The 18,407-nt window shown below is 42.0% G+C and carries 20 protein-coding genes and 1 tRNA gene; 8 read left to right on the forward strand and 13 right to left on the reverse strand.

The window, feature by feature from the left end; genetic code table 11:
- The first annotated feature begins 203 nt into the window (after window positions 1-203).
- Entirely contained in the window at window positions 204-770 is a 567-nt protein-coding gene (gene ahpC / locus RCH20_RS02080; RefSeq protein WP_209956429.1) for an alkyl hydroperoxide reductase subunit C, read from the forward strand.
- A gap of 164 nt (window positions 771-934) precedes the next feature.
- Here ahpC and RCH20_RS02085 read toward each other — a convergent pair whose 3' ends face one another.
- Window positions 935-1,183: a YdcH family protein gene (locus tag RCH20_RS02085; protein WP_327192413.1), complete on the reverse strand. Its 249-nt coding sequence runs from the start codon at window positions 1,181-1,183 to the stop codon at window positions 935-937.
- A gap of 505 nt (window positions 1,184-1,688) precedes the next feature.
- Between RCH20_RS02085 and ahpF the strand changes: the two genes are divergently transcribed.
- The gene (gene ahpF, locus RCH20_RS02090) at window positions 1,689-3,269 is read left to right on the forward strand and encodes an alkyl hydroperoxide reductase subunit F (protein ID WP_209956431.1); all 1,581 of its coding nucleotides are present in this window, start codon (window positions 1,689-1,691) and stop codon (window positions 3,267-3,269) included.
- Window positions 3,270-3,352: 83 nt separating this feature from the next.
- On the opposite strand, the gene RCH20_RS02095 is transcribed toward ahpF, so the two are convergent.
- From RCH20_RS02095 to RCH20_RS12475, 5 genes are all read right to left on the reverse strand, one after another.
- Window positions 3,353-4,210, reverse strand: coding sequence for a bile acid:sodium symporter family protein (locus RCH20_RS02095; protein ID WP_209956432.1), 858 nt, complete (start codon window positions 4,208-4,210; stop codon window positions 3,353-3,355).
- A 177-nt stretch (window positions 4,211-4,387) separates the two neighbouring features.
- Window positions 4,388-4,720: a TIGR01244 family sulfur transferase gene (locus tag RCH20_RS02100; protein ID WP_327192414.1), complete on the reverse strand. Its 333-nt coding sequence runs from the start codon at window positions 4,718-4,720 to the stop codon at window positions 4,388-4,390.
- A gap of 172 nt (window positions 4,721-4,892) precedes the next feature.
- Window positions 4,893-5,219 carry a beta-lactamase hydrolase domain-containing protein gene (locus tag RCH20_RS02105; protein WP_327192415.1) on the reverse strand — a complete coding sequence of 109 codons (327 nt, stop codon included), beginning with the start codon at window positions 5,217-5,219 and terminating at the stop codon, window positions 4,893-4,895.
- A gap of 222 nt (window positions 5,220-5,441) precedes the next feature.
- Window positions 5,442-7,151 (reverse strand): SulP family inorganic anion transporter, encoded by a 1,710-nt coding sequence (locus RCH20_RS02110; protein ID WP_327192416.1) that lies wholly within the window; start codon window positions 7,149-7,151, stop codon window positions 5,442-5,444.
- Between the two features lie 106 nt (window positions 7,152-7,257).
- Window positions 7,258-7,710 (reverse strand): ArsR/SmtB family transcription factor, encoded by a 453-nt coding sequence (locus tag RCH20_RS12475; protein WP_442793084.1) that lies wholly within the window; start codon window positions 7,708-7,710, stop codon window positions 7,258-7,260.
- 354 nt (window positions 7,711-8,064) lie between these two features.
- On the opposite strand from RCH20_RS12475, the gene RCH20_RS02120 reads away from it, so the two are divergent.
- From RCH20_RS02120 to trxC, 4 genes are all read left to right on the forward strand, one after another.
- A complete protein-coding gene (locus tag RCH20_RS02120; RefSeq protein WP_209956436.1) occupies window positions 8,065-8,934 on the forward strand; it encodes an MBL fold metallo-hydrolase in 870 nt (289 codons plus the stop codon).
- Window positions 8,935-9,072: 138 nt separating this feature from the next.
- Window positions 9,073-9,255, forward strand: a complete 183-nt coding sequence (locus tag RCH20_RS02125; protein WP_209956437.1) for a YgaP family membrane protein — start codon at window positions 9,073-9,075, stop codon at window positions 9,253-9,255.
- Window positions 9,256-9,461: 206 nt separating this feature from the next.
- Entirely contained in the window at window positions 9,462-10,082 is a 621-nt protein-coding gene (locus RCH20_RS02130; RefSeq protein WP_209956438.1) for a class I SAM-dependent methyltransferase, read from the forward strand.
- 169 nt (window positions 10,083-10,251) lie between these two features.
- Window positions 10,252-10,698 carry a thioredoxin TrxC gene (gene trxC / locus RCH20_RS02135; RefSeq protein ID WP_327192417.1) on the forward strand — a complete coding sequence of 149 codons (447 nt, stop codon included), beginning with the start codon at window positions 10,252-10,254 and terminating at the stop codon, window positions 10,696-10,698.
- A 120-nt stretch (window positions 10,699-10,818) separates the two neighbouring features.
- Here the strand turns inward: trxC and RCH20_RS02140 are convergent, their stop codons facing one another.
- From RCH20_RS02140 to RCH20_RS02155, 4 genes are all read right to left on the reverse strand, one after another.
- Window positions 10,819-11,220, reverse strand: a complete 402-nt coding sequence (locus RCH20_RS02140) for a hypothetical protein (protein ID WP_327192418.1) — start codon at window positions 11,218-11,220, stop codon at window positions 10,819-10,821.
- A 197-nt stretch (window positions 11,221-11,417) separates the two neighbouring features.
- Complete coding sequence (locus RCH20_RS02145) at window positions 11,418-11,777, reverse strand: SirB2 family protein (protein ID WP_209956441.1); 360 nt, start codon at window positions 11,775-11,777, stop codon at window positions 11,418-11,420.
- A gap of 162 nt (window positions 11,778-11,939) precedes the next feature.
- On the reverse strand, window positions 11,940-12,299 hold the full coding sequence (locus RCH20_RS02150) for a BolA family protein (protein WP_209956442.1): 360 nt from the start codon (window positions 12,297-12,299) through the stop codon (window positions 11,940-11,942).
- Between the two features lie 250 nt (window positions 12,300-12,549).
- A complete protein-coding gene (locus RCH20_RS02155) occupies window positions 12,550-13,362 on the reverse strand; it encodes a M48 family metallopeptidase (protein ID WP_209956443.1) in 813 nt (270 codons plus the stop codon).
- A 923-nt stretch (window positions 13,363-14,285) separates the two neighbouring features.
- Here RCH20_RS02155 and RCH20_RS02160 point away from each other — a divergent pair.
- Window positions 14,286-14,360, forward strand: a tRNA-Gly gene (locus RCH20_RS02160).
- A 268-nt stretch (window positions 14,361-14,628) separates the two neighbouring features.
- On the forward strand, window positions 14,629-15,423 hold the full coding sequence (locus RCH20_RS02165) for a glucose 1-dehydrogenase (RefSeq protein ID WP_209956444.1): 795 nt from the start codon (window positions 14,629-14,631) through the stop codon (window positions 15,421-15,423).
- 118 nt (window positions 15,424-15,541) lie between these two features.
- On the opposite strand, the gene RCH20_RS02170 is transcribed toward RCH20_RS02165, so the two are convergent.
- The 3 genes from RCH20_RS02170 to nadR all read right to left on the reverse strand — a co-directional run bounded on the left by RCH20_RS02170 (window position 15,542) and on the right by nadR (window position 18,274).
- The gene (locus RCH20_RS02170) at window positions 15,542-16,003 is read right to left on the reverse strand and encodes an Mpo1 family 2-hydroxy fatty acid dioxygenase (RefSeq protein WP_209956445.1); all 462 of its coding nucleotides are present in this window, start codon (window positions 16,001-16,003) and stop codon (window positions 15,542-15,544) included.
- Between the two features lie 163 nt (window positions 16,004-16,166).
- Window positions 16,167-16,916 carry a nicotinamide riboside transporter PnuC gene (gene pnuC / locus RCH20_RS02175; protein ID WP_327192419.1) on the reverse strand — a complete coding sequence of 250 codons (750 nt, stop codon included), beginning with the start codon at window positions 16,914-16,916 and terminating at the stop codon, window positions 16,167-16,169.
- 290 nt (window positions 16,917-17,206) lie between these two features.
- Window positions 17,207-18,274 carry a multifunctional transcriptional regulator/nicotinamide-nucleotide adenylyltransferase/ribosylnicotinamide kinase NadR gene (gene nadR, locus RCH20_RS02180; RefSeq protein WP_327192420.1) on the reverse strand — a complete coding sequence of 356 codons (1,068 nt, stop codon included), beginning with the start codon at window positions 18,272-18,274 and terminating at the stop codon, window positions 17,207-17,209.
- Between the last annotated feature and the right edge of the window lie 133 nt (window positions 18,275-18,407).

An 18,407-nucleotide genomic window follows, 5' to 3' on the forward strand; every position in this document is an offset into this window, starting at 1 on the left:
CCGTTTACGCCCAGTTATATACTGAAAAACAGTAGATAGAATAGTTTAACAAGTTTAATAAAACAAAACATCAAATTAAAAACTTTTAACTGGATTAACTATAGAATTCACGTATAGTTTACAAGGTATTGCAGCTAGCTAAAGACTCAATCAAAGCAGCTATCTCGATAATTACTCATTAATTTAAAATAAAGGAGCCAACCATGGCGTCTATTATCAATCAAGAAATCCCAGAATTTTCAGCAGAAGCATACGTAAATGGTGAGTTCAAAACCATTACTTCAGAAGACGTAAAAGGTAGCTGGGCTATCTTCCTATTTTATCCAGCCGATTTTACTTTTGTTTGCCCAACTGAGTTAGAAGACATGGCCGCTTATTATGATGAGCTTAAAGGTCTAGGGGTAGAAGTATATTCAGTTTCTACTGACACGCATTTCACTCATAAAGCATGGCATGATTCTTCAGAAGCTATTGGTAAAGTACAATATCCAATGATTGGCGATCCTACTGGTAAAATCACCCGTGGTTTTAATGTCATGATTGAAGAAGCTGGTTTAGCAGAGCGCGGTACTTTCTTAGTCGATCCTGAAGGTTTGGTTCAAGTTGCCGAGATTCATGCTGGTGGTATTGGCCGTAGTGCAAAAGATATGGTTCGTAAAACAAAAGCGGCACAATATGTACGTGATAACGATGGCGAAGTTTGCCCAGCAGCTTGGGAAGCCGGTCAAGCGACTCTAAAACCAAGCCTTGATCTTGTTGGTAAAATCTAAGTTATTTTTTTATAAGTACACAATTTATGAGGTTTAAGTTTAACTAAACGCCATAAATAAAGACCCCATCAGCCAATGTTGATGGGGTCTTTTTATATTTTATGTGTACCAGTATTTATAATACTTGCTTACTACATCAAGTTAAGGGCAAGATTGTAATAAGGTTAAGTGCGAGACTGTATTTTATTCTTATCGATTATTTTATAAATTTCGTCTTTAAGTTGCAGCTTTCGGCGCTTCATTTGTTCGATTTCTTCATCACGACTGGCATGTTTGACTAGGTCACGTTCGAGCTGATTGATTTGCTGATTGAGCTGAGTATGCTCATCAAAAATACTCGCAAAGTGGCTGTCTTGCTGTTTAAGTTCAGCGATAATATCTTTGTTATCTTGCCATGTATCAGTCTTTCTCATGTTGTCATCCTTGTTATTGAGCGCAAGCTTAGAATAAGCATTGGCGCATGGTGGTTAAGACGGTTTATGATTTTGAGACTTGATGGTTATAAGGCTTAGTATTATAAAAATAAGTATTGTAAGAATCAGTATTGTGAGAATCAGTATTATAAGAAGCCAAGATTAATCACTACTTTATAAAGGCAGTTTATCATTAGAAAAATGGGCTATTAAAGTGATCATCTACCCTCGATTGTAGCGAAATAATGACCTCATGACTACGGTTATAATTTATCATTAAGTTTAAAATACAAAACAATTATTAGGATATGATTGGTTTTTTAAAATATAGTATTTGACTTTTTCAGCTTGCTCAAAATGCTGAATCGCATGATAATAGGGCCATTAAAGATGATTAGTACAGTGCTAACAACACCCTAGTCTTCACCACCACATAATTACTTCTATTTTTTAACTTACAGTCACGTTGCTGATGTTACATATTCAATAATAATGAGGAACAAACATGATAGACCAAGGTTTATTAGATGCTGTTAAAAGCTACAGCGAAAAAATGACTCGTCCAATTACTTTTGTATTGGGTACAGGCGAGCACAGTAAACGTGCTGAATTGATTGATTTTTTGACTAAGATTGCAGGAACAACCGACAAAATTAATTTTGACGCCGCTGCAAACGATGACAGCCTACCAAGTCCAATTAGTTTTGCCGTGCGTAGCCATATTGATGGTGCATTGACTGATACTGGTATCGTGTTTAGCGGTATTCCTGGTGGCCATGAATTTACCTCGCTAATCTTAGCGATCTTGCAAGCGGGTGGTCATACATTAAAACTTGACGAAGGCATTCAAAAGCTAGTCAAACGTTTTAATGAGCCATTACAGTTCCAGACCTATATCTCACTATCTTGCCATAGTTGCCCAGAAGTGGTGCAAGCGCTCAACCAGTTTGCGCTATTAAATGACAGTATCAGCAATGAGATGATTGATGGCGCACTATTCCAAGAGCAAGTAGATGCCAACAATATCCAAGGTGTGCCCGCGGTATTCTTGAATGGCAAGCCGTTTGCAAATGGTATGATTGATACCGCTAAATTGATCGGAAAATTGCAAGAGCAGTTCCCTGATTTGTTAGCAGACGGCAGTGCAGACGACGCGGAACAGCTAGAGCAGCAAGATGTGACCATCATTGGCGCAGGTCCTGCTGGGATCGCTGCTGCTATCTATACCGCTCGTAAAGGCCTAAAAGTAACCATGGTGGCTGACCGTATTGGTGGACAGGTGAAAGATACCCAAGATATCGAAAACCTAATCTCAGTACCATTGACCACGGGTACTGAATTGACAACCAATTTTGAAAAGCACATGCACGAATACAACATCACCTTAAAACAGCATGTCAGTGTTAAAGAGATTAGTGAGACTGAAGAAGAAAACTATAGTATTCATTTGAATACTGGTGAAGTGTTTGAAAGTCGTAGTATTATCTTAGCCACAGGCGCCCAATGGCGTAAGCTTGGGGTCCCAGGCGAAGAAGAGAATATCGGTAAAGGCGTTGCCTACTGCGCGCATTGTGATGGCCCATTCTTTAAAGGTAAAGACGTGTCTGTCATCGGCGGTGGTAACTCAGGTATTGAAGCCGCCATCGACTTGGCTAACATCGTTAAACACGTGACTGTATTTGAGTTTGCTGATGATCTCAAAGCCGACCAAGTATTGGTTAATAAAGCCAAAGAAAAAACCAATATCGAGATTATTACTAGTGCAGCGACTAAAGAAATTAAAGCGACTAATGACAAGGTAAGCTCTATTATCTATGAAGATCGTCATTCAGGTGAGACTAAAGAACTTGATTTATCAGCAGTATTTATCCAGATTGGTCTGCTACCTAATACTGACTTTGTCAAAGGTTTCGTCGATATGAACCGCTTTGGTGAGATTGAGATTGATGAGCGTTGCCGTACTGATCGCAAAGGTATCTTTGCTTGTGGTGATGTGACTACAGTGCCCTTTAAGCAGATCAATATCGCGATGGGCGAAGGTAGTAAGGCCGCATTATCAGCCTTTGATTACCTAGTAATGCAGTAAAGATCATTTAAGCTCAAACAGTCTTAACGTTAATAAAAAAAGCCACTTCAATAATTGAGGTGGCTTTTTTACATCTACCATAATCAGTTCTTGTTCCTAACTAAAAGAATAATTGGCAGCGCAACAATATACATCAGTACACCATATAAGGCGGCAGGTAAGGCGATGACCGGTAGAGTGCTGACTCCCATAATAATAGGTGCTAAAGTAATTGCAGTCGTACTGTTTTGAATACTGGTCTCTATTGAGATCGTTTTGGTATCATACCAGCTAAGCTTAAACACTCTAGCAATTAGCATGCTTAAAGCAAATAAGATCACAATGATAAGCACAAGCTCTAGCCCAATTTGGGTGAACTGTGATTGTAGTGACTGCCAGTTAGAAGCAATGGCAGCGAGAACGATTAATACAAAAAAGATACTGGCCAAGCCATTAAGAATAGTGCTTCTACGTACCATAAAGTCAGTGAACTTATAGCGAGCGAGCATACCTAGGGTAACCGGCAAAGCTGTCAATAAAAACATCACTATACCGATCTTTACGGCACTAATAGAGCTGGCCTGGTCTTTCATGAAGTGATTAAAAGCCAAAGTAATTAAGATTGGCAAAGTAATGACTGATAATAGACTAACGACACCAGTGAGTGCCACTGAGAGCGCAACATTACCTTTAGCATAGTAGGTGAGCATATTACTGGTGACGCCGCCTGGACAAAAACTAATCAGCATGATGCCAAAGGCAATAGTTGGTGGCGGAGCCATTACTAAGACCACCGCTAAAGCTACTAAGGGTACAAAAATGACTTGGTTCACTAAGCCGACAAAAAATGCTTTGGGATGATTAGCGATAACCTTGAAGTCACTGGGTTTTAGTCCAGCGCCCAAGGTAAACATAATGTAGGCAAGTCCTAGTGGCAGCAAAGCGAGCGCAGTATTACTCATAAAACAGTCCTTGTAAAATTGAAGGCTATATTAGAATGACTCTTCAAATAGCTCACGTTCCTTGTGGCAATATAACTTTAAAACTGATCTAAAACAGGGTCTTATATTCTATAAAAGCCCATATCTTTATATGGGCTCCATTGCCTAACTAGCTAAATATCCATAACATCTAATTTATCAGTCGTCCAACAAGTCCATGTTTTTTGCCGCTTCATAAATACCCGTTGAACGAGCACCGGTACGGCAATATATTAAAATAGGCTGCTCGGCTTGATTAAAAAAGTCGGCAAAATCTTCCACATGAGTTTGATTCAACTCACTACCCGCAAAGGATATTTCTTTATAAACAAGGCCTGCCTTCTCAGCGGCAGTGGCAATATCAGCGCTGGTTGGTTGTCCCGATTCTTCGCCATCAGGTCGGTTATTAATGATAGTTTTAAAACCATTTTCGGCAATCATGGGGATTTGATCAGGGGTGATTTGTCCGGTAATGCTGATTTCGTGGCTCATATGAGCTCCTTTTTAGAATTATAAATTTGAAGTAAGTGACATTAACTATTGAATACATCATTTCAGTAAAGCAGTCAGCGCAATGGATGCGAACGTTGACTCATTAGGTTTATTGTCAAAGAGACGGCATATCAGTATAGCGCTGACAACCATGGTTTTATAGAAGAATATCTTATAGCAAACCTTGCATCAAGGCACTTTGGTAGAGCAGTTTGGCACGCACACCAGTACCACAAAACATCAGTATAGGTTTTGGGAAGTCATGATAAAAGCTAGCAAACTGCTCAACAGTAACTTGGCTCAAGCGCTCATCATCAAATGGTATATGATGATAGGCTAAGTTTGCTTGTTCAGTAGCAGTCGCCAAATCTTGGCTACTCGGCTGGGTGATATGTTCGTCATCTGGGCGTACATTGATCACTGAGCGATAGCCCAGCTCAGCGAGTTTAGAGCATTGTATGGGGTAAATTTGCTTATAAATCGTCAGATTGTCGGTCATAAATAGTGTCTATTATTGTTATTAAAAAGTCATGCTGTGTTTGAGTAGGTGGTATGCAAGCTGTTATACGCAAAATGGTCATTCACTACGACTCTCTTTAGCGCGTACTCAACACAATAGCAGTCCATCATAACGGTATTTTGTGGCAGACAGCAATAGCTAGTGTTAGTTTAGGTCAAAAGCTGGCTATTTATAATAAAAGCCAACCGTTCATAATAAAAGCTAGCGGTCTTTTAAAGCATCAACCGCCTCAATAGTGCTCAAAAAAACCTGACCTGACAGCTTGGTAATGAGTGGTGTATATTCAATGATATCCATGACTGGTCCCTTAACAAAGCTAAGATTTAGGCGCTTATACTGGTTAGTAAGCTCTTGATTAAGCGCTATCAGCATCTCTTGCGCGGTCAAATCAACATGATTAACTGCTGACATGATCAGAATAATTTCGCGAGCCTCTGGATATTGCTGGGTGGCGAGTAATATCCGCCGGTGGACAGACTCGCTATTGCCAAAGAATAGACTCTCATCGATACGCAACATCAATAAATTAGGGAAGGTCACCACATTATGCCGATTGATATTGCGAAAGTGCCCTGTACCTGCCAGTTGGCCAACAATAGCCACGTGCGGCTGACTAGATTGCCAAATCAGACTGGCGAATGACACCATCAAGCCAATAACCAACCCCGTATTAAGTCCAAATATTAGCACTCCGGCGAACGCCGCCATAAAGCTTGCCGCATCTAAACGATCACGCTGCCATGCTGATTTTAAGGTGGCAATATCAATGAGACCAATGATGGAGGCCATAATAGTGGCACCCAAAATAGCGTAGGGTAGTGGAGCCAGGGTATTGCCAAATGCAATTAAGGCGGCAATCATTACTAGGACGGTTACTAGACTGGCAAGCGGGGTTTTAGCCCCAGAGTCGGCATTGATAGCTGTACGCGAAAAGCCACCTGCAACGGCAAAGCTTTGAAATAGTCCACCAGTAAGATTGGCGAGCCCCAGCCCGTTCAGCTCACGGTTGGCATTAAAGGTTTCACCGCGCAGACGAGCATAGGTGCTAGCCACTGAACTGCTTGAAACAAACACAATCAGTGCCATCAGGCCTGCAGTAGGCAATAAGTCTAAGGCGTCATGGAAGTCCGACACATAGGGCAATTTTAAGGACGGTAATCCTTGCGGAATACTACCGATGGTTGCCACCCCATAAGTCGACCAATGCAAGTTGATACTAAGGACAATTGCAAGACTAAGTAGAATCAGCGGAAATAGTCGTTCTGCCCATTTGGCATATGATAGTGATAGCCAAGATCGCCATACCCATTTGCTGCCATAGCGGTTCGCAACCAAGAGCGCAAAAGCAATCACGCCAATGAGTAATGTTAAGGGATGCAACTGCCGAGCATACATCTGCATGCTGGAAAGATAACCGATTAAGCTATCTCCTGCTATGGGAATATGGGTCAAATACTTAAGCTGACTGACGAAGATCAGTACGGCTGCGCCACTAATAAACCCTGCCGATACCCCGCGACTGATGAATTGCATAATCCAGCCAAGTCTTAATCGTCCAGCAATCCATAATAGCGCACCCACCATCAACGCCAGCAGGCTTGCCATTAACGCATATTGCTCAACGCCCTGATTTGCATAAGCGTGCAAGCTACTGGCAGTCATAATGGCCGTAATCGCAACCGGACCGACCGCCTGTACGTTACTAGAACCCAGCCATGCATAGACAATAACTGGCACAATTGCGGCATATAGTCCATACACGGGAGGTAAGCCTGCCAATACTGCATAGCCTAAACTTTGCGGAATGACTAGCACACCTACCACCAGTCCTGCGATTACGTCAGTTGGCAGAGTGGCTATTTGGTAGTGGCGCAGCCAGGCCGGAATCAGACGAGCAGCGGTAGAGGGCATATCAGATTATCATCATATTAAAAAGTATAAGTAGAGTCGAGAAGCATCCTAATAAAAATTTACGCAAACTAGCGATTAGCGTTTAAGTCCAACTGCGTATGCCACATCACTCAGCCTTACTGCAAAAGCGCTGATATAATAGTTGTAACACTGCCAAGGCATCATCACTAGCGATACTATAATAAATTTGTTTACCCTCGCGGCGGGTGGTAACCAATTGGTCTTTACGCAAGATACCCAGCTGCTGCGATAAGCTTGGTTGTCCAACACCAACTAGCTTTTCAAGCTCGCTAACACAATACTCGCCTTGGGTCAGCTGACACAACAGTATCAAGCGATCAGGATGCGATAGCGATTTTAATAACTGGCTGGCTTGTAATGACGCCTCCTGCATTTGCTTCGCTAGATCAAGCGGTGCAAAATTTGTCGCGTTTGAATCTGAATGATTTATAGAGTTATCAGGGTGATGAATGGGGTCAGTAGACGAGGTCATCGGTTGCGTAGAAGTCTTCAGAATAGGCTCCTTATAAGGATAGTGGACGGTGACAGTAGTCGCCATAGATATATATGGATTTCTTAGTTACAGCTATTTTAACACCCAATGCAGACAAGTGCTGCGACAATACACCATTCTAAAAGCAATAAAACTCTTAAAGTTTTAATCTCTCCGGAGATGAATCAACCATTAATTATCCACCATTTCAATGATCATATCAAGTTATATATATTTACATTATATAAGTTTATAAAACGTTAGGTTGCTGCTATATTAAGGACAGTTGCTCCTATATTAATAACAATTACTGAGCGATACAAAGACCCAAATATAGACTAGACTCAGTAGCTAGCCAAAGCTGTATAGTCACCATTTAGTTATACATTAAGCCAATTATCAGACAGTAGCGAGATAGCCATGCAAGTACATTCTTTCTTACATAGCGATACAGAAACTTATACTCATGTATTAGCGGACGTTGGGCAGCAATTATGCGCCGTCATTGACCCCGTATTGGATTTTGATCCTAAGTCAGGCCACACAGGTACCTCAGGCATCGACGAGGTGATCACATTCGTGCGAGACCAGAATTGGCAGCTGGTCTATATTATTGAGACCCATGCTCATGCGGACCATTTATCAGGTGCCATTCATCTAAAAGAGACTTTAGGCGGGGAGCTTGTGATGGGACGGCATATTACTGACGTACAAAAAATATTTAAAACGGTGTTTAACTTTGATACTAGCTTTCGTACTGATGCCAGCCAGTTTGATATTCTGACTGATGAAGGTGGCACCCTAATGCTGGGTTCGATTACTATTACTGCCATGCACGTGCCTGGACATACACCGGCTGATATGGCTTATATCGCCGCTGATGATGAAAAAACAGTAGTATTTGTTGGTGACACAATCTTTGCTCCTGATGTGGGCACGGCTCGTTGTGACTTCCCTGGTGGTGATGCTAAAACCTTGTACTGCTCGATCAAAAGGCTGTTGGCACTTGACGACAATACGGTGATCTATCTGTGTCATGACTATCCTAGCCAAGGCCGTAAACACTGTCCAAGCACTACCGTAGCGGCACAAAAACTAGGCAATATTCATGTCAAAGATGGCATCAACGAAGCGGAATTTATAGAAATGCGCGAGCGGCGTGATGCTACGCTTGAGATGCCACGGCTGATTATTCCCTCAGTACAGGTGAATATTGATGCGGGTCGTTTGCCAGAACCTGAAGACAATGGTGCCCGTTATTTAAAAGTACCCATTAACATGCTTGGGTAGTAATTTTAGATAATAGAGCAGTGCTTATAATAAATTGAAAGCGCAGAACCAACACCATCCATAATAATGCTGGCCTACGAACAAATAGCTGGCTTATTAATACTACTGTTATATTTAACTACTGTTAAGGACTCAGCTATGAATATTAATGTTGGAAGTACTGATAGAATGCTTCGTATAGTCGCCGGTTTAGTGGTTATCGGATTGGGTGCTTATTACCAAAGCTGGTGGGGCGTGGTTGGCTTAGTACCTTTATTAACCGGTACGTTTCGTTTTTGTCCACTGTATACCATGCTGGGTACCAACACCTGTAAGCGTTAATTGGTTGTAGTAGTGAAGTAATGACAGGGTCAATAGTGCAAAGCGCTATTGGCTCTTTTAAAATAGATTCTGTTAAGATAAGAGTCCTGTTATGAGTGAAAAGTATCAACTAAAGTATTACTATGCGCGCACTGCCAAGCAACCAATTGCGTACCAGTTACTAGGCTGAGTGCAGTGCTGCCCAGTTACAGTAAATGGAGAAAGTTATGAATCCATACGAACGCTATGTATTACCAAAAATGATTGATCTTGCCTGTGGCACCAGTGGGGTCATGGAGGCGCGGTCCAAAATCGTACCACAAGCAATAGGTGAAGTACTAGAAATTGGCATCGGTAGCGGTCTCAATCTACCGTTTTATGACCCAAAAAAAGTTTCTTCTATTGTTGGTATCGACCCGGCCGCCCAGATGCAGGCTCTTGGGCGCCAGCGAGCGGCCGCTATTAGTATCCCTGTTGAAATGGTCGCAGCGGATGTTCAGGGTATTCATGCCGAGACAGATCGCTTTGACACCATTGTTATAACTTTTACCCTATGCAGCATCAGTGACCCAATATCGGCGCTTCAGGAAATGGGACGACTACTCAAGCCTGGCGGCCGACTGTTATTCTGTGAACATGGATTGGCCCCAGATTCTTCGGTCGAGCGTTGGCAGCACCGATTAACACCTTTGTGGAAGCCCTTGGCTGGGGGCTGTCATCTGAACCGTGATATCCCAGCGCTCATCGAAGCGAGCGGCTTTATCGTCGAGGAGCTGAGTGCAGCGTATTTATCTGGGCCACGGCCGATGACCTATGTATACAGTGGCTGGGCACACCAAGCAGTATAGACATGCCGTTCATTTAAACGTTCGGTAACGGGTAACTGACTGCGCGAGTTGCGCAACAGGACGTTAACAGCAAGCCTTGTTACTTGTTATCTGCTATCTACAAAAAATTATCTACGAAGCAAACCTATCAAATAAACGCGACTATTACAGTCAGTATAGGAGTCATATTATGAGTGAACAAGCGAGTGAACCAGGTTTGCATATCGTTTGTAGCCACTGTCAAGCAACCAATCGTGTGCCAGTGGCCAAGCTGGATAGTGCGCCCAATTGTGGTAAATGTGGTAAGTCGTTATTGACTGGTAGTCCGCATGAGCTGAATGCACAAACGGTCAATAAAGTGATTCAAAAAAATGAAGTGTTGACCATCGTAGACTTTTGGGCGAGCTGGTGTCAGCCTTGCCTCATGATGGCACCGCAGTTTAAAACCGCTGCCAGTCAACTGCCGCAAATAGTCTTTGCCAAGATACAGACCGACAAGCATGAACAAGTTGCTGCGCCTTATAATATTCGTAGCCTACCAACCATGGTAGCATTCAGAAATGGCAAAGAAGTGGCGCGGCAATCAGGCGCACTACCAAGTGATCAAATTGTACAGTGGGTACAAAGCCTGAAATAGGCTTAGTTGACCTAAAGTTATTTTAAAATCAGCTTCTAAAAAAATTATAAAAAAGCCAGTACCTTTATTAGATACTGGCTTTTTTAATTCTTAAATTCATTAACGTGTGTTTTTTCAGTGCTACTCGCCGTAAATTTTCACCCCATTGGCAAAGCTACAACGCTGGATACGCGCTGACTGGACAATAGCGTCACGCTCACCATATAGGCGTGACAACTTAGCATCACGGTTTTTGGTATTGTTACTTTTACCAACGCCAAAGCTGATATTAGGTGATATGCCCCAACGCCCTGCAGATACGCCAACCCCAACGCCTGAGGCGGACAAGGTCGATTGTTCGTTACGAGTAATATCGACATAGCTGTTTACGCGAACGTATTCTTGGTTGAGCGATTGGCAATCGTAGCTTTGGTAAGTATTCGGTGGCACGTATTGCGGGGTTAAGTTGCCAGTAGACGCACAGCCTGAGAGACCAAATACGCCGGCAGCTGCCAGTAATGTTGCTGTAGTGAGAGTTTTCATAATGGCTCCATCAGGCTAAGTTATGGTATCTATGGAAAAAGTTATGGTATCTAGTTGAAAAGACACTGTTTAAAAAGGTGCTGCATTTATTTAAGATAGCAAAAATAAACCAGTCAGGGTACTAAAAAGGCAGCCAAGCGACAAAACAGTATTAATGAGTTACTAAGTATTAACACCGCCTAATCCTAGCACCAGCTTTAGAATAAATTGCCAGGTTTTGAATAAGCTAGGATGACAATACCAACATAAGCAGCGGTAGCAATAAGAATACCTACCTTACTCTGGCTTTGAGTCGCATTGGGGTTGAACGCTTTGATGCTGGCGCTAATAGCGGCAACCAGTAAGATTATTTTAGCAAATACCCACTGTACCGGAGCGTTAGCACTCATCAGCTGCATTAACATCCAAACGCCTGAAATGATGATTAGTGCATAGAGAATATGAGTGCATATTTTAATGATTCGTGGTGCCCGTTTGTTAGCGCTTAATACCAGATAGCTTTGGTACAAAAACAGCGCAATCACCAGTAATGCCAAGAGCGTGTGTAAATGTTTCATTTACGGTGTTCCTTTTACAATGATTCGTTAGTATTTGCTAACTTAAGGATAGTATTCACGGTTGTTAATGTTAGGGATTTGTCATTAGGTTGTTAATGTTAGGTCTTTATTCTTCTTAAGTATTTACTAGTATTAGGTTTTTATGATTAACAATACTGTTTATTAATTTACATTTTGCCCAGCACATGAGGGACTGTCAGGGCTGCCACCTTGAACTTGCCATTCGTCGGGCGTATAAGCATGAATCGCCAAAGCATGAATATTACCCCCTTGTGAGGTCAATAATTTATCTACCAGCTGATACACCAACTGATGACGACCCACCAAACGCTTACCAGTAAAATCGTCGCTGACAATAGTAAGCTTAAAATGACTTTCCTTACCTTCAAAATAGCCGGAATGACCTGCTGATTCATTGATTAAGATAAGATTCTGCGGCTGCAAATCTTGTAGTGCTTGCTCAAGGGCAGTAGCAGTCGGAGTAGGGGCAGAATTATTAGTAGCAGGCGCTGTAGTACTCATAGCGTTCCTTTATCGAGTGGTGACTGATAGTGTGTGAATAAATCGTCGGTCTATTATAGCAGACGTGAACTGACATAGATAAGACCCTATAAGGCGGTCCGAGGAGACGAGTGACGTGAGCAAAAGTCAAGTAAACGTCATAAAGTGAACACTCACAAAAAAGACAGAGTGCAAATAATAGTTGCGCTCTGCCTTTTTTACCACTTGTAAGACGTTTTTTATTAGGAGCTTTATCGTTTACCAGCCAATTTTAGCGGCGTGACTGTTGATACAATGGCATTACTTTAGGCATTAACGATTGCAACTGCGCGATACGATTGCTACTGGTCGGGTGAGTACTTAAAAATTGTGGTGGCCCACCTTGACTCGCACGTTGCATTTTTTGCCATAAGCTAATAGCCGCTTGTGGGTTATATCCAGCACGTGCCATCAGCTCAAGACCTATTTGGTCCGCTTCGCTTTCTTGGGTACGGCTGTGAGGACGGGTCAGTCCCAGGTCTCCCGCTAGGTTAGCCAGTTGCGCCTGACCTTGCGATAGACCGAACACACTAGCAGCAACCCCAATACCAGTTTGAGTCGCATAGTCACGTGAGAGACGTTCGCGCGAATGTTCACGTAGGGCATGCGCCATCTCGTGACCCATGATCGCGGCTATCTCATCATCCGTTAAATTCAGACGGTCAATAATGCCACTATAGAACATGATCTTACCACCTGGCATGACAAAGGCGTTGAGTTCTTTGGAGTTAATGGTATGCACTTCCCATTGCCATTTTGCCGCATCTGGACGATAAACACCGACTTGACTTACTAAGCGATTCGCCACATTTTTGAGGCGGCTTAATTGTGCTTTGTTAGTGTCAAGTACACCGCGTGCTCTCGCTTCTTGAAGATTTTTATTATAGCTTTGTGCTGATAGTTGTAATACCTGTTCGCTTGACACTAATAATAGCTGTTGACGGTCTACACCAATGGCACCAGTACTAGTGGTACTGGTACAACCGGTCAAGCTTAGGGCTGATAATGACACAGCCATGACTGTGGTGGTAAGCACTTTTCTCATAAGAAATTTCCTCACTATAAAAGGTAAAATTGAACAAAAATATTAGGGCGTGTTGAGCATTTACAAATAAGCACTGCTGATGGCTAAAACTGCTGCTAAGAATAATAAGATACCATTTACTTTTTTTGATACGCTATTAATCTCTATTGCTTTTCTTAACGATTTGCCCATGACGTTCTTTAACAACATATAGGACTGTCTACCAAGCACTTATCAACTGGATGTAGAGAAAGCATGAACTAATAATTTATTATTCGTCCGTTTACCAGAGCTTTGTGGGCGCAATAATAGAGTGTTAGTATAATAATGATAGCCGTACAAAACCAGTGCAGTAAAAGTAACAATATTACGTATGATTGTAAGTAAGTTAGTCGAAGGTAAGGCCTATGTAACTCAGTTAACTATAGTGGCTCAATTGCAGGGGGATTAATTGCAAGGGGATTAATTGCAAGGGACTTAGTTTCAAGTGGCTTAATTGCAAGAGACTTAATTGAGGTAACAAAACATACAAGTGATAAAATATAGATAAACAGGCTGACATACTCGTTGTTTTGATGATTAGGCAGCTTGATTGTTAATTTATAACATTATTCATGGCCTTAGGTCGTAGCACCCTGATGTCCGTCTTTACTAATGTTTGAGTGGTTCTAAAATCCATCGATATAATTAAGTGCCCGTTTCTACAAAATAATGGAATCAGTCAGTGAGAATAAATTTAATTTTAAAATCAATAGCATGCAACTGATTAGAGTTAAAAATAGTGGTAAATCCGGCATGGGTCCTAGAGGAGTTTGAAAAAAGAGATTGACAGCAGCTGAATAATTGGTAGAATAGCCAGCCTATCGAGACGTCGTTGTTATTGAATATGACTACTATTAATAGTAAACCAATATCTAAATAGCAGCATAATACAACTTGATTCAGCGGGAATAGCTCAGTGGTAGAGCATAACCTTGCCAAGGTTGGGGTCGAGAGTTCGAATCTCTTTTCCCGCTCCAAACATGGCTCTTTAAGAGCAAAAGCCTCACTTCATTGTGGGGCTTTTTTTATGCTTAAAATTTATGGAATAAAGTAGTGATACTTACGTCATCCTTTACGAAACCTAATTACAAAAGACAGTTAACTTGTCACATTAAATTGAAACAGACCAAGCATACTTGTCTAGTATATTTGTTATTAACTAGGTTTGAACCTAAACTCATAAAACTTATACTTATAGCCATCAAAGACGTTATAGAATAAAAAATAACCATAATAGGAGCAGTTATGCCAACTTTTGAACACAAAGAATTTAATGAATTATTTGATTTATCCGGAAAGACCGCCATTGTCACTGGTGGGGCCAACGGTATTGGTAAAGCGACAGCACTGCGCTTGGCACAAGCTGGCGCCAATATAGTCATTGCTGATATGAAACTTGACGATGCCCAGGCTGCGGTGAAAGACATCGAAGCATATGGCGTCAAAGGTTTAGCGATAGAATGTAATATCTTAAAAGATGATGATTTAGTCGCGATGGTAGACAAGTCCATGTCAGAGTTTGGCTGTATCAATATCTTGATTAACAACGCGGGTGGTGGTGGTGGCGGCCGTGAGAATCCATCTAAAATATCAGTTGATGATATTCGCCGTGATTTTGAGTTGAATGTATTTAGTGGCTGGCGTCTCAGCCAATTGTGCGCGCCGCATATGAAAGAATCAGGCTATGGCTCAATCGTGTTTACTACTTCAATGTCGAGTATTAATAAAGACCCAAATATGAGCGGTTACGCCGGTTCAAAAGCAGCCGTTAATCATATGGTGGCCAATTTAGCTCATGATTTCGGTCCGGAAGTGCGTATTAATGCAGTTGGCCCAGGCGCTACCCGTACTGATGCGTTAAAGACCGTATTGACCCCAGAGATTGAAAAGAAAATGTTAGCGCATACCCCGATCAAACGTTTGGGCGAAGCTGATGATATTGCTGGCGCCATGTTATACTTTGCTTCACCAGTCTCAACCTGGGTAAGTGGTCAAACTATTTTTGTGAATGGCGGCGGTGTGCAGACGCTTGATCAGTAAACACTTAATCTTTAAACAACAGATAAATACACCACACTTCGTTTTGCAGAAAATAAAAAGCGCGATCTTGTTGTAACAAGGTCGCGCTTTTTATTGCTTATTTTTGAGTCATTTGTTCTTAAGTTGCCCGCTCTTTATGTTGTTTGTTTTTCATCAAGCTATTAACTACCCATGCTGGGCCAATCAATAAGAATTGTAAGTCTTCAAAAAATGAGGGTTTTTTGCCTTCAAGTTTATGACCAACAAACTGCCCAATCCAAGCAACGATAAATATACTTGCCCAAACCTTAAAGCCCCATGGCAAAAAGGCCATGACTGACAGACAAATTAAGATGAACACACCCATGGCCACAAATAGCGGGGTCGAGAGCTGCATATAAAATAGCAATACCAAAGCGCTTAACACTAAGGTAAACCAGACCGATAATGACATTCCCATACCCAAAAGGCTGACGAAGATAGTGGGTACGCACAACCAATGGATTTTTTTGTTAATCAAATTTTGATGGCTAACGGCATATTCACTCAGCCATTGTTCAAGTGTGCGTTTGGACATGCCTTTACGAGATGCACGAGCCATACTAGCCTCCCTGTTAGTAAATGAATGAGTAGGTAAATCTAACCCAGGCCCCCAGTTGTAGCATTATTTAGAACAACCTACCATTTTATCTGGTAAACGGTACAGTCATGACCTGTTATTTGGCCAGCCTATATTCCAGTATTATTTTTTTATAGCGCTTACTTTATACTTGCGCTTTTAGTGCATTTTGTTCACTACGATGCCACTCATATAGACCGACAAAAGAATTCACCTGGTAAATCATGGTTTGAATCGCAAATATATAATTGCCAGACATCAGGTTGACGGTTAACCAAACGAAGTTTGAGAGGATCCATAACCACCAGTTAAATGAATAACGCAATATCATGGCGGCTTGAGCAGTAATTGATAACACAAAGGCGATAACGTTAATCCAAAAAAAGGAAATGAGTCCTAGAAATTTACTGTTATCCTCTTCTACGACCGTATAGCCATAGCTGGCGAGTAAGTCATTTACTGTTGGAAATAGTGCCAAACCGATAATCATAAAGGTGGCCGTGATTAACCAAACCCATTTATTGGCCGATTTGGGTACCATATTACCATCAGGGTCGGTATGCTTTGACCAATAAAAAAGGCCGTAAACGTGGGTAAAGAAGTTAAATAACGGCGCGAGCATTAGACCTACGGAACCTGCTGTAGCTTGTACCACGACTTCGCCGGAGGTCGCTGCCATGCCAAAACCATTGCCCATAATATTCTTACGGAATGACAGCGACACCACGCAAACCAAACCAATAAATGAAACGCCTAAATAAAACATATCTAGAGTAGTGTGCTCAGTAGTGAGCCAAAACCCGGCGGATAAAGCGGCTACCCCGCAGACGAACCAAGTGACAATCCACTGCATTGACCATTTTCCAGTGATGTTATCCAATAGCTGAATACGCATAAAGCTGTTTTCCTCAAAATAGTAACGTCATAAATTCAAAGCAAAATTGTTAGGTGTATAGTTGGTTCACAATAAAAGAGAGTCGTGTACAGCACTGTGTCTTTTTTAAATTGAATCGACTATAGCTGTCCTGTTTATAAAAAAACGCTACGACTGCAGCGTCACTAACGGTACTGATATATAGTCTGTACTGTAACCTGCGTCATAATATTGTTAGTCATTAACTATAGGGATTGCCTCACAATCTAGTAAAGTCGTTGGTTGTGTCTAGCAACTTGTTTCGGTAATTTTTAATTATATTTTTCAGATGGTTTTATCGTTTGGTTATAAATCTGCTGATCAATAAAAGCCAATGCTTGTTGATAACGTTCATCATAATCGGGTTCAGTAATCATATGTGGCTGGATATGATGACGAGCAAAAATAGTTAATAATAGCTGCTCAAAGCGTCCGCGCGCTACCTCATTGCCCAATGAACGCATGCCATCAGCAACCCACGGGACATTATTATCCAGCATAATAGTATGGTCCAAGCGAAACTCGTTAATACAAGCCCCAACGAAGGGATGCGTACGGCCTTCATATTCTTCACAAAACGCCTGCGTGGTCACAAAGTCAGTATCTATAATCGTTATGGGTGCGGTCGCTGTAGCCGCTGCTGCGCGTATCGCTTGGGCGTGATTAAGGGCAATCGGGGCATAATCGCTATACTGTAATCCAATCTCACTACCGCCTAAATCGGTCCCTACATAAAGCCGCCCCGTCTCCAGCACAAAGCTAGCGCCATAATAATTAGCAAGCTTATGCACCAAGGTGGTCTTACCTGAGCTCTCACCACCGACAATAGCGACGGTCTTAGTGTAATCACCGCGAGCTTGTGGATGGATAGCTGACCAATGCGCTACTGGGTCACGAGCAATCGTATAAGAGTCGAATTCAGGCTGTAACGGCGTAGTCACTACTGTCATCAATAGCTGTTCTTGAGTGTTACTCTGCGCTAAAGGATGGTTTTCTGCAATGAACAATACTGCTTCTGCTGGCAAGCGTAGCGCATCAATTAAGCGCTGCAATTTGGTATTGCTATTTGCCGCATTTATGGTGATGTCATCGAGGTTCTCATGTAGAGGCAGTTCAATTTCATCACTGGTATGAATATGAATAAATGGCATGTCAGCACAGGCCATTTGTAGCCAGCGGGCCTTATCTTGTAGGGTAATAGCAAAATCTGGATGGGGTGATGGGTGAGCAGTGATGACAATGTGCAAGTTATTCGCTTGCCCAGCAGCATCTAAGATGCTGCGCATTTGTCCTAAATGCAACGGTTCAAAATACCCAATCATTAAGCCAGTATCATACATAAGAGTCCTTATAGCGCTAAAATCTATCTAGTAGTTATTTATCAGCATGGTATAAAGGTTTGTACTTAGTTACAGGTAGGTTATTGTAAACGGTGGTGCTGTTCTGATGAACAGCCATAAAGCGAGTGAGTAT

The organism is Psychrobacter sp. PL15 (assembly GCF_035984995.1).
Taxonomy (GTDB): Bacteria; Pseudomonadota; Gammaproteobacteria; order Pseudomonadales; family Moraxellaceae; genus Psychrobacter.

Excerpts from the sequence above, each read along its gene's own strand:
- ahpC (WP_209956429.1), top strand. The coding sequence starts at position 204 with ATGGCGTCTATTATCAATCAAGAAATCCCAGAATTTTCAGCAGAAGCA.
- RCH20_RS02085 (WP_327192413.1), bottom strand. The coding sequence starts at position 1,183 with ATGAGAAAGACTGATACATGGCAAGATAACAAAGATATTATCGCTGAA.
- ahpF (WP_209956431.1), top strand. The coding sequence starts at position 1,689 with ATGATAGACCAAGGTTTATTAGATGCTGTTAAAAGCTACAGCGAAAAA.
- RCH20_RS02095 (WP_209956432.1), bottom strand. The coding sequence starts at position 4,210 with ATGAGTAATACTGCGCTCGCTTTGCTGCCACTAGGACTTGCCTACATT.
- RCH20_RS02100 (WP_327192414.1), bottom strand. The coding sequence starts at position 4,720 with ATGAGCCACGAAATCAGCATTACCGGACAAATCACCCCTGATCAAATC.
- RCH20_RS02105 (WP_327192415.1), bottom strand. The coding sequence starts at position 5,219 with ATGACCGACAATCTGACGATTTATAAGCAAATTTACCCCATACAATGC.
- RCH20_RS02110 (WP_327192416.1), bottom strand. The coding sequence starts at position 7,151 with ATGCCCTCTACCGCTGCTCGTCTGATTCCGGCCTGGCTGCGCCACTAC.
- RCH20_RS12475 (WP_442793084.1), bottom strand. The coding sequence starts at position 7,710 with ATGGCGACTACTGTCACCGTCCACTATCCTTATAAGGAGCCTATTCTG.
- RCH20_RS02120 (WP_209956436.1), top strand. The coding sequence starts at position 8,065 with ATGCAAGTACATTCTTTCTTACATAGCGATACAGAAACTTATACTCAT.
- RCH20_RS02125 (WP_209956437.1), top strand. The coding sequence starts at position 9,073 with ATGAATATTAATGTTGGAAGTACTGATAGAATGCTTCGTATAGTCGCC.
- RCH20_RS02130 (WP_209956438.1), top strand. The coding sequence starts at position 9,462 with ATGAATCCATACGAACGCTATGTATTACCAAAAATGATTGATCTTGCC.
- trxC (WP_327192417.1), top strand. The coding sequence starts at position 10,252 with ATGAGTGAACAAGCGAGTGAACCAGGTTTGCATATCGTTTGTAGCCAC.
- RCH20_RS02140 (WP_327192418.1), bottom strand. The coding sequence starts at position 11,220 with ATGAAAACTCTCACTACAGCAACATTACTGGCAGCTGCCGGCGTATTT.
- RCH20_RS02145 (WP_209956441.1), bottom strand. The coding sequence starts at position 11,777 with ATGAAACATTTACACACGCTCTTGGCATTACTGGTGATTGCGCTGTTT.
- RCH20_RS02150 (WP_209956442.1), bottom strand. The coding sequence starts at position 12,299 with ATGAGTACTACAGCGCCTGCTACTAATAATTCTGCCCCTACTCCGACT.
- RCH20_RS02155 (WP_209956443.1), bottom strand. The coding sequence starts at position 13,362 with ATGAGAAAAGTGCTTACCACCACAGTCATGGCTGTGTCATTATCAGCC.
- RCH20_RS02165 (WP_209956444.1), top strand. The coding sequence starts at position 14,629 with ATGCCAACTTTTGAACACAAAGAATTTAATGAATTATTTGATTTATCC.
- RCH20_RS02170 (WP_209956445.1), bottom strand. The coding sequence starts at position 16,003 with ATGGCTCGTGCATCTCGTAAAGGCATGTCCAAACGCACACTTGAACAA.
- pnuC (WP_327192419.1), bottom strand. The coding sequence starts at position 16,916 with ATGCGTATTCAGCTATTGGATAACATCACTGGAAAATGGTCAATGCAG.
- nadR (WP_327192420.1), bottom strand. The coding sequence starts at position 18,274 with ATGTATGATACTGGCTTAATGATTGGGTATTTTGAACCGTTGCATTTA.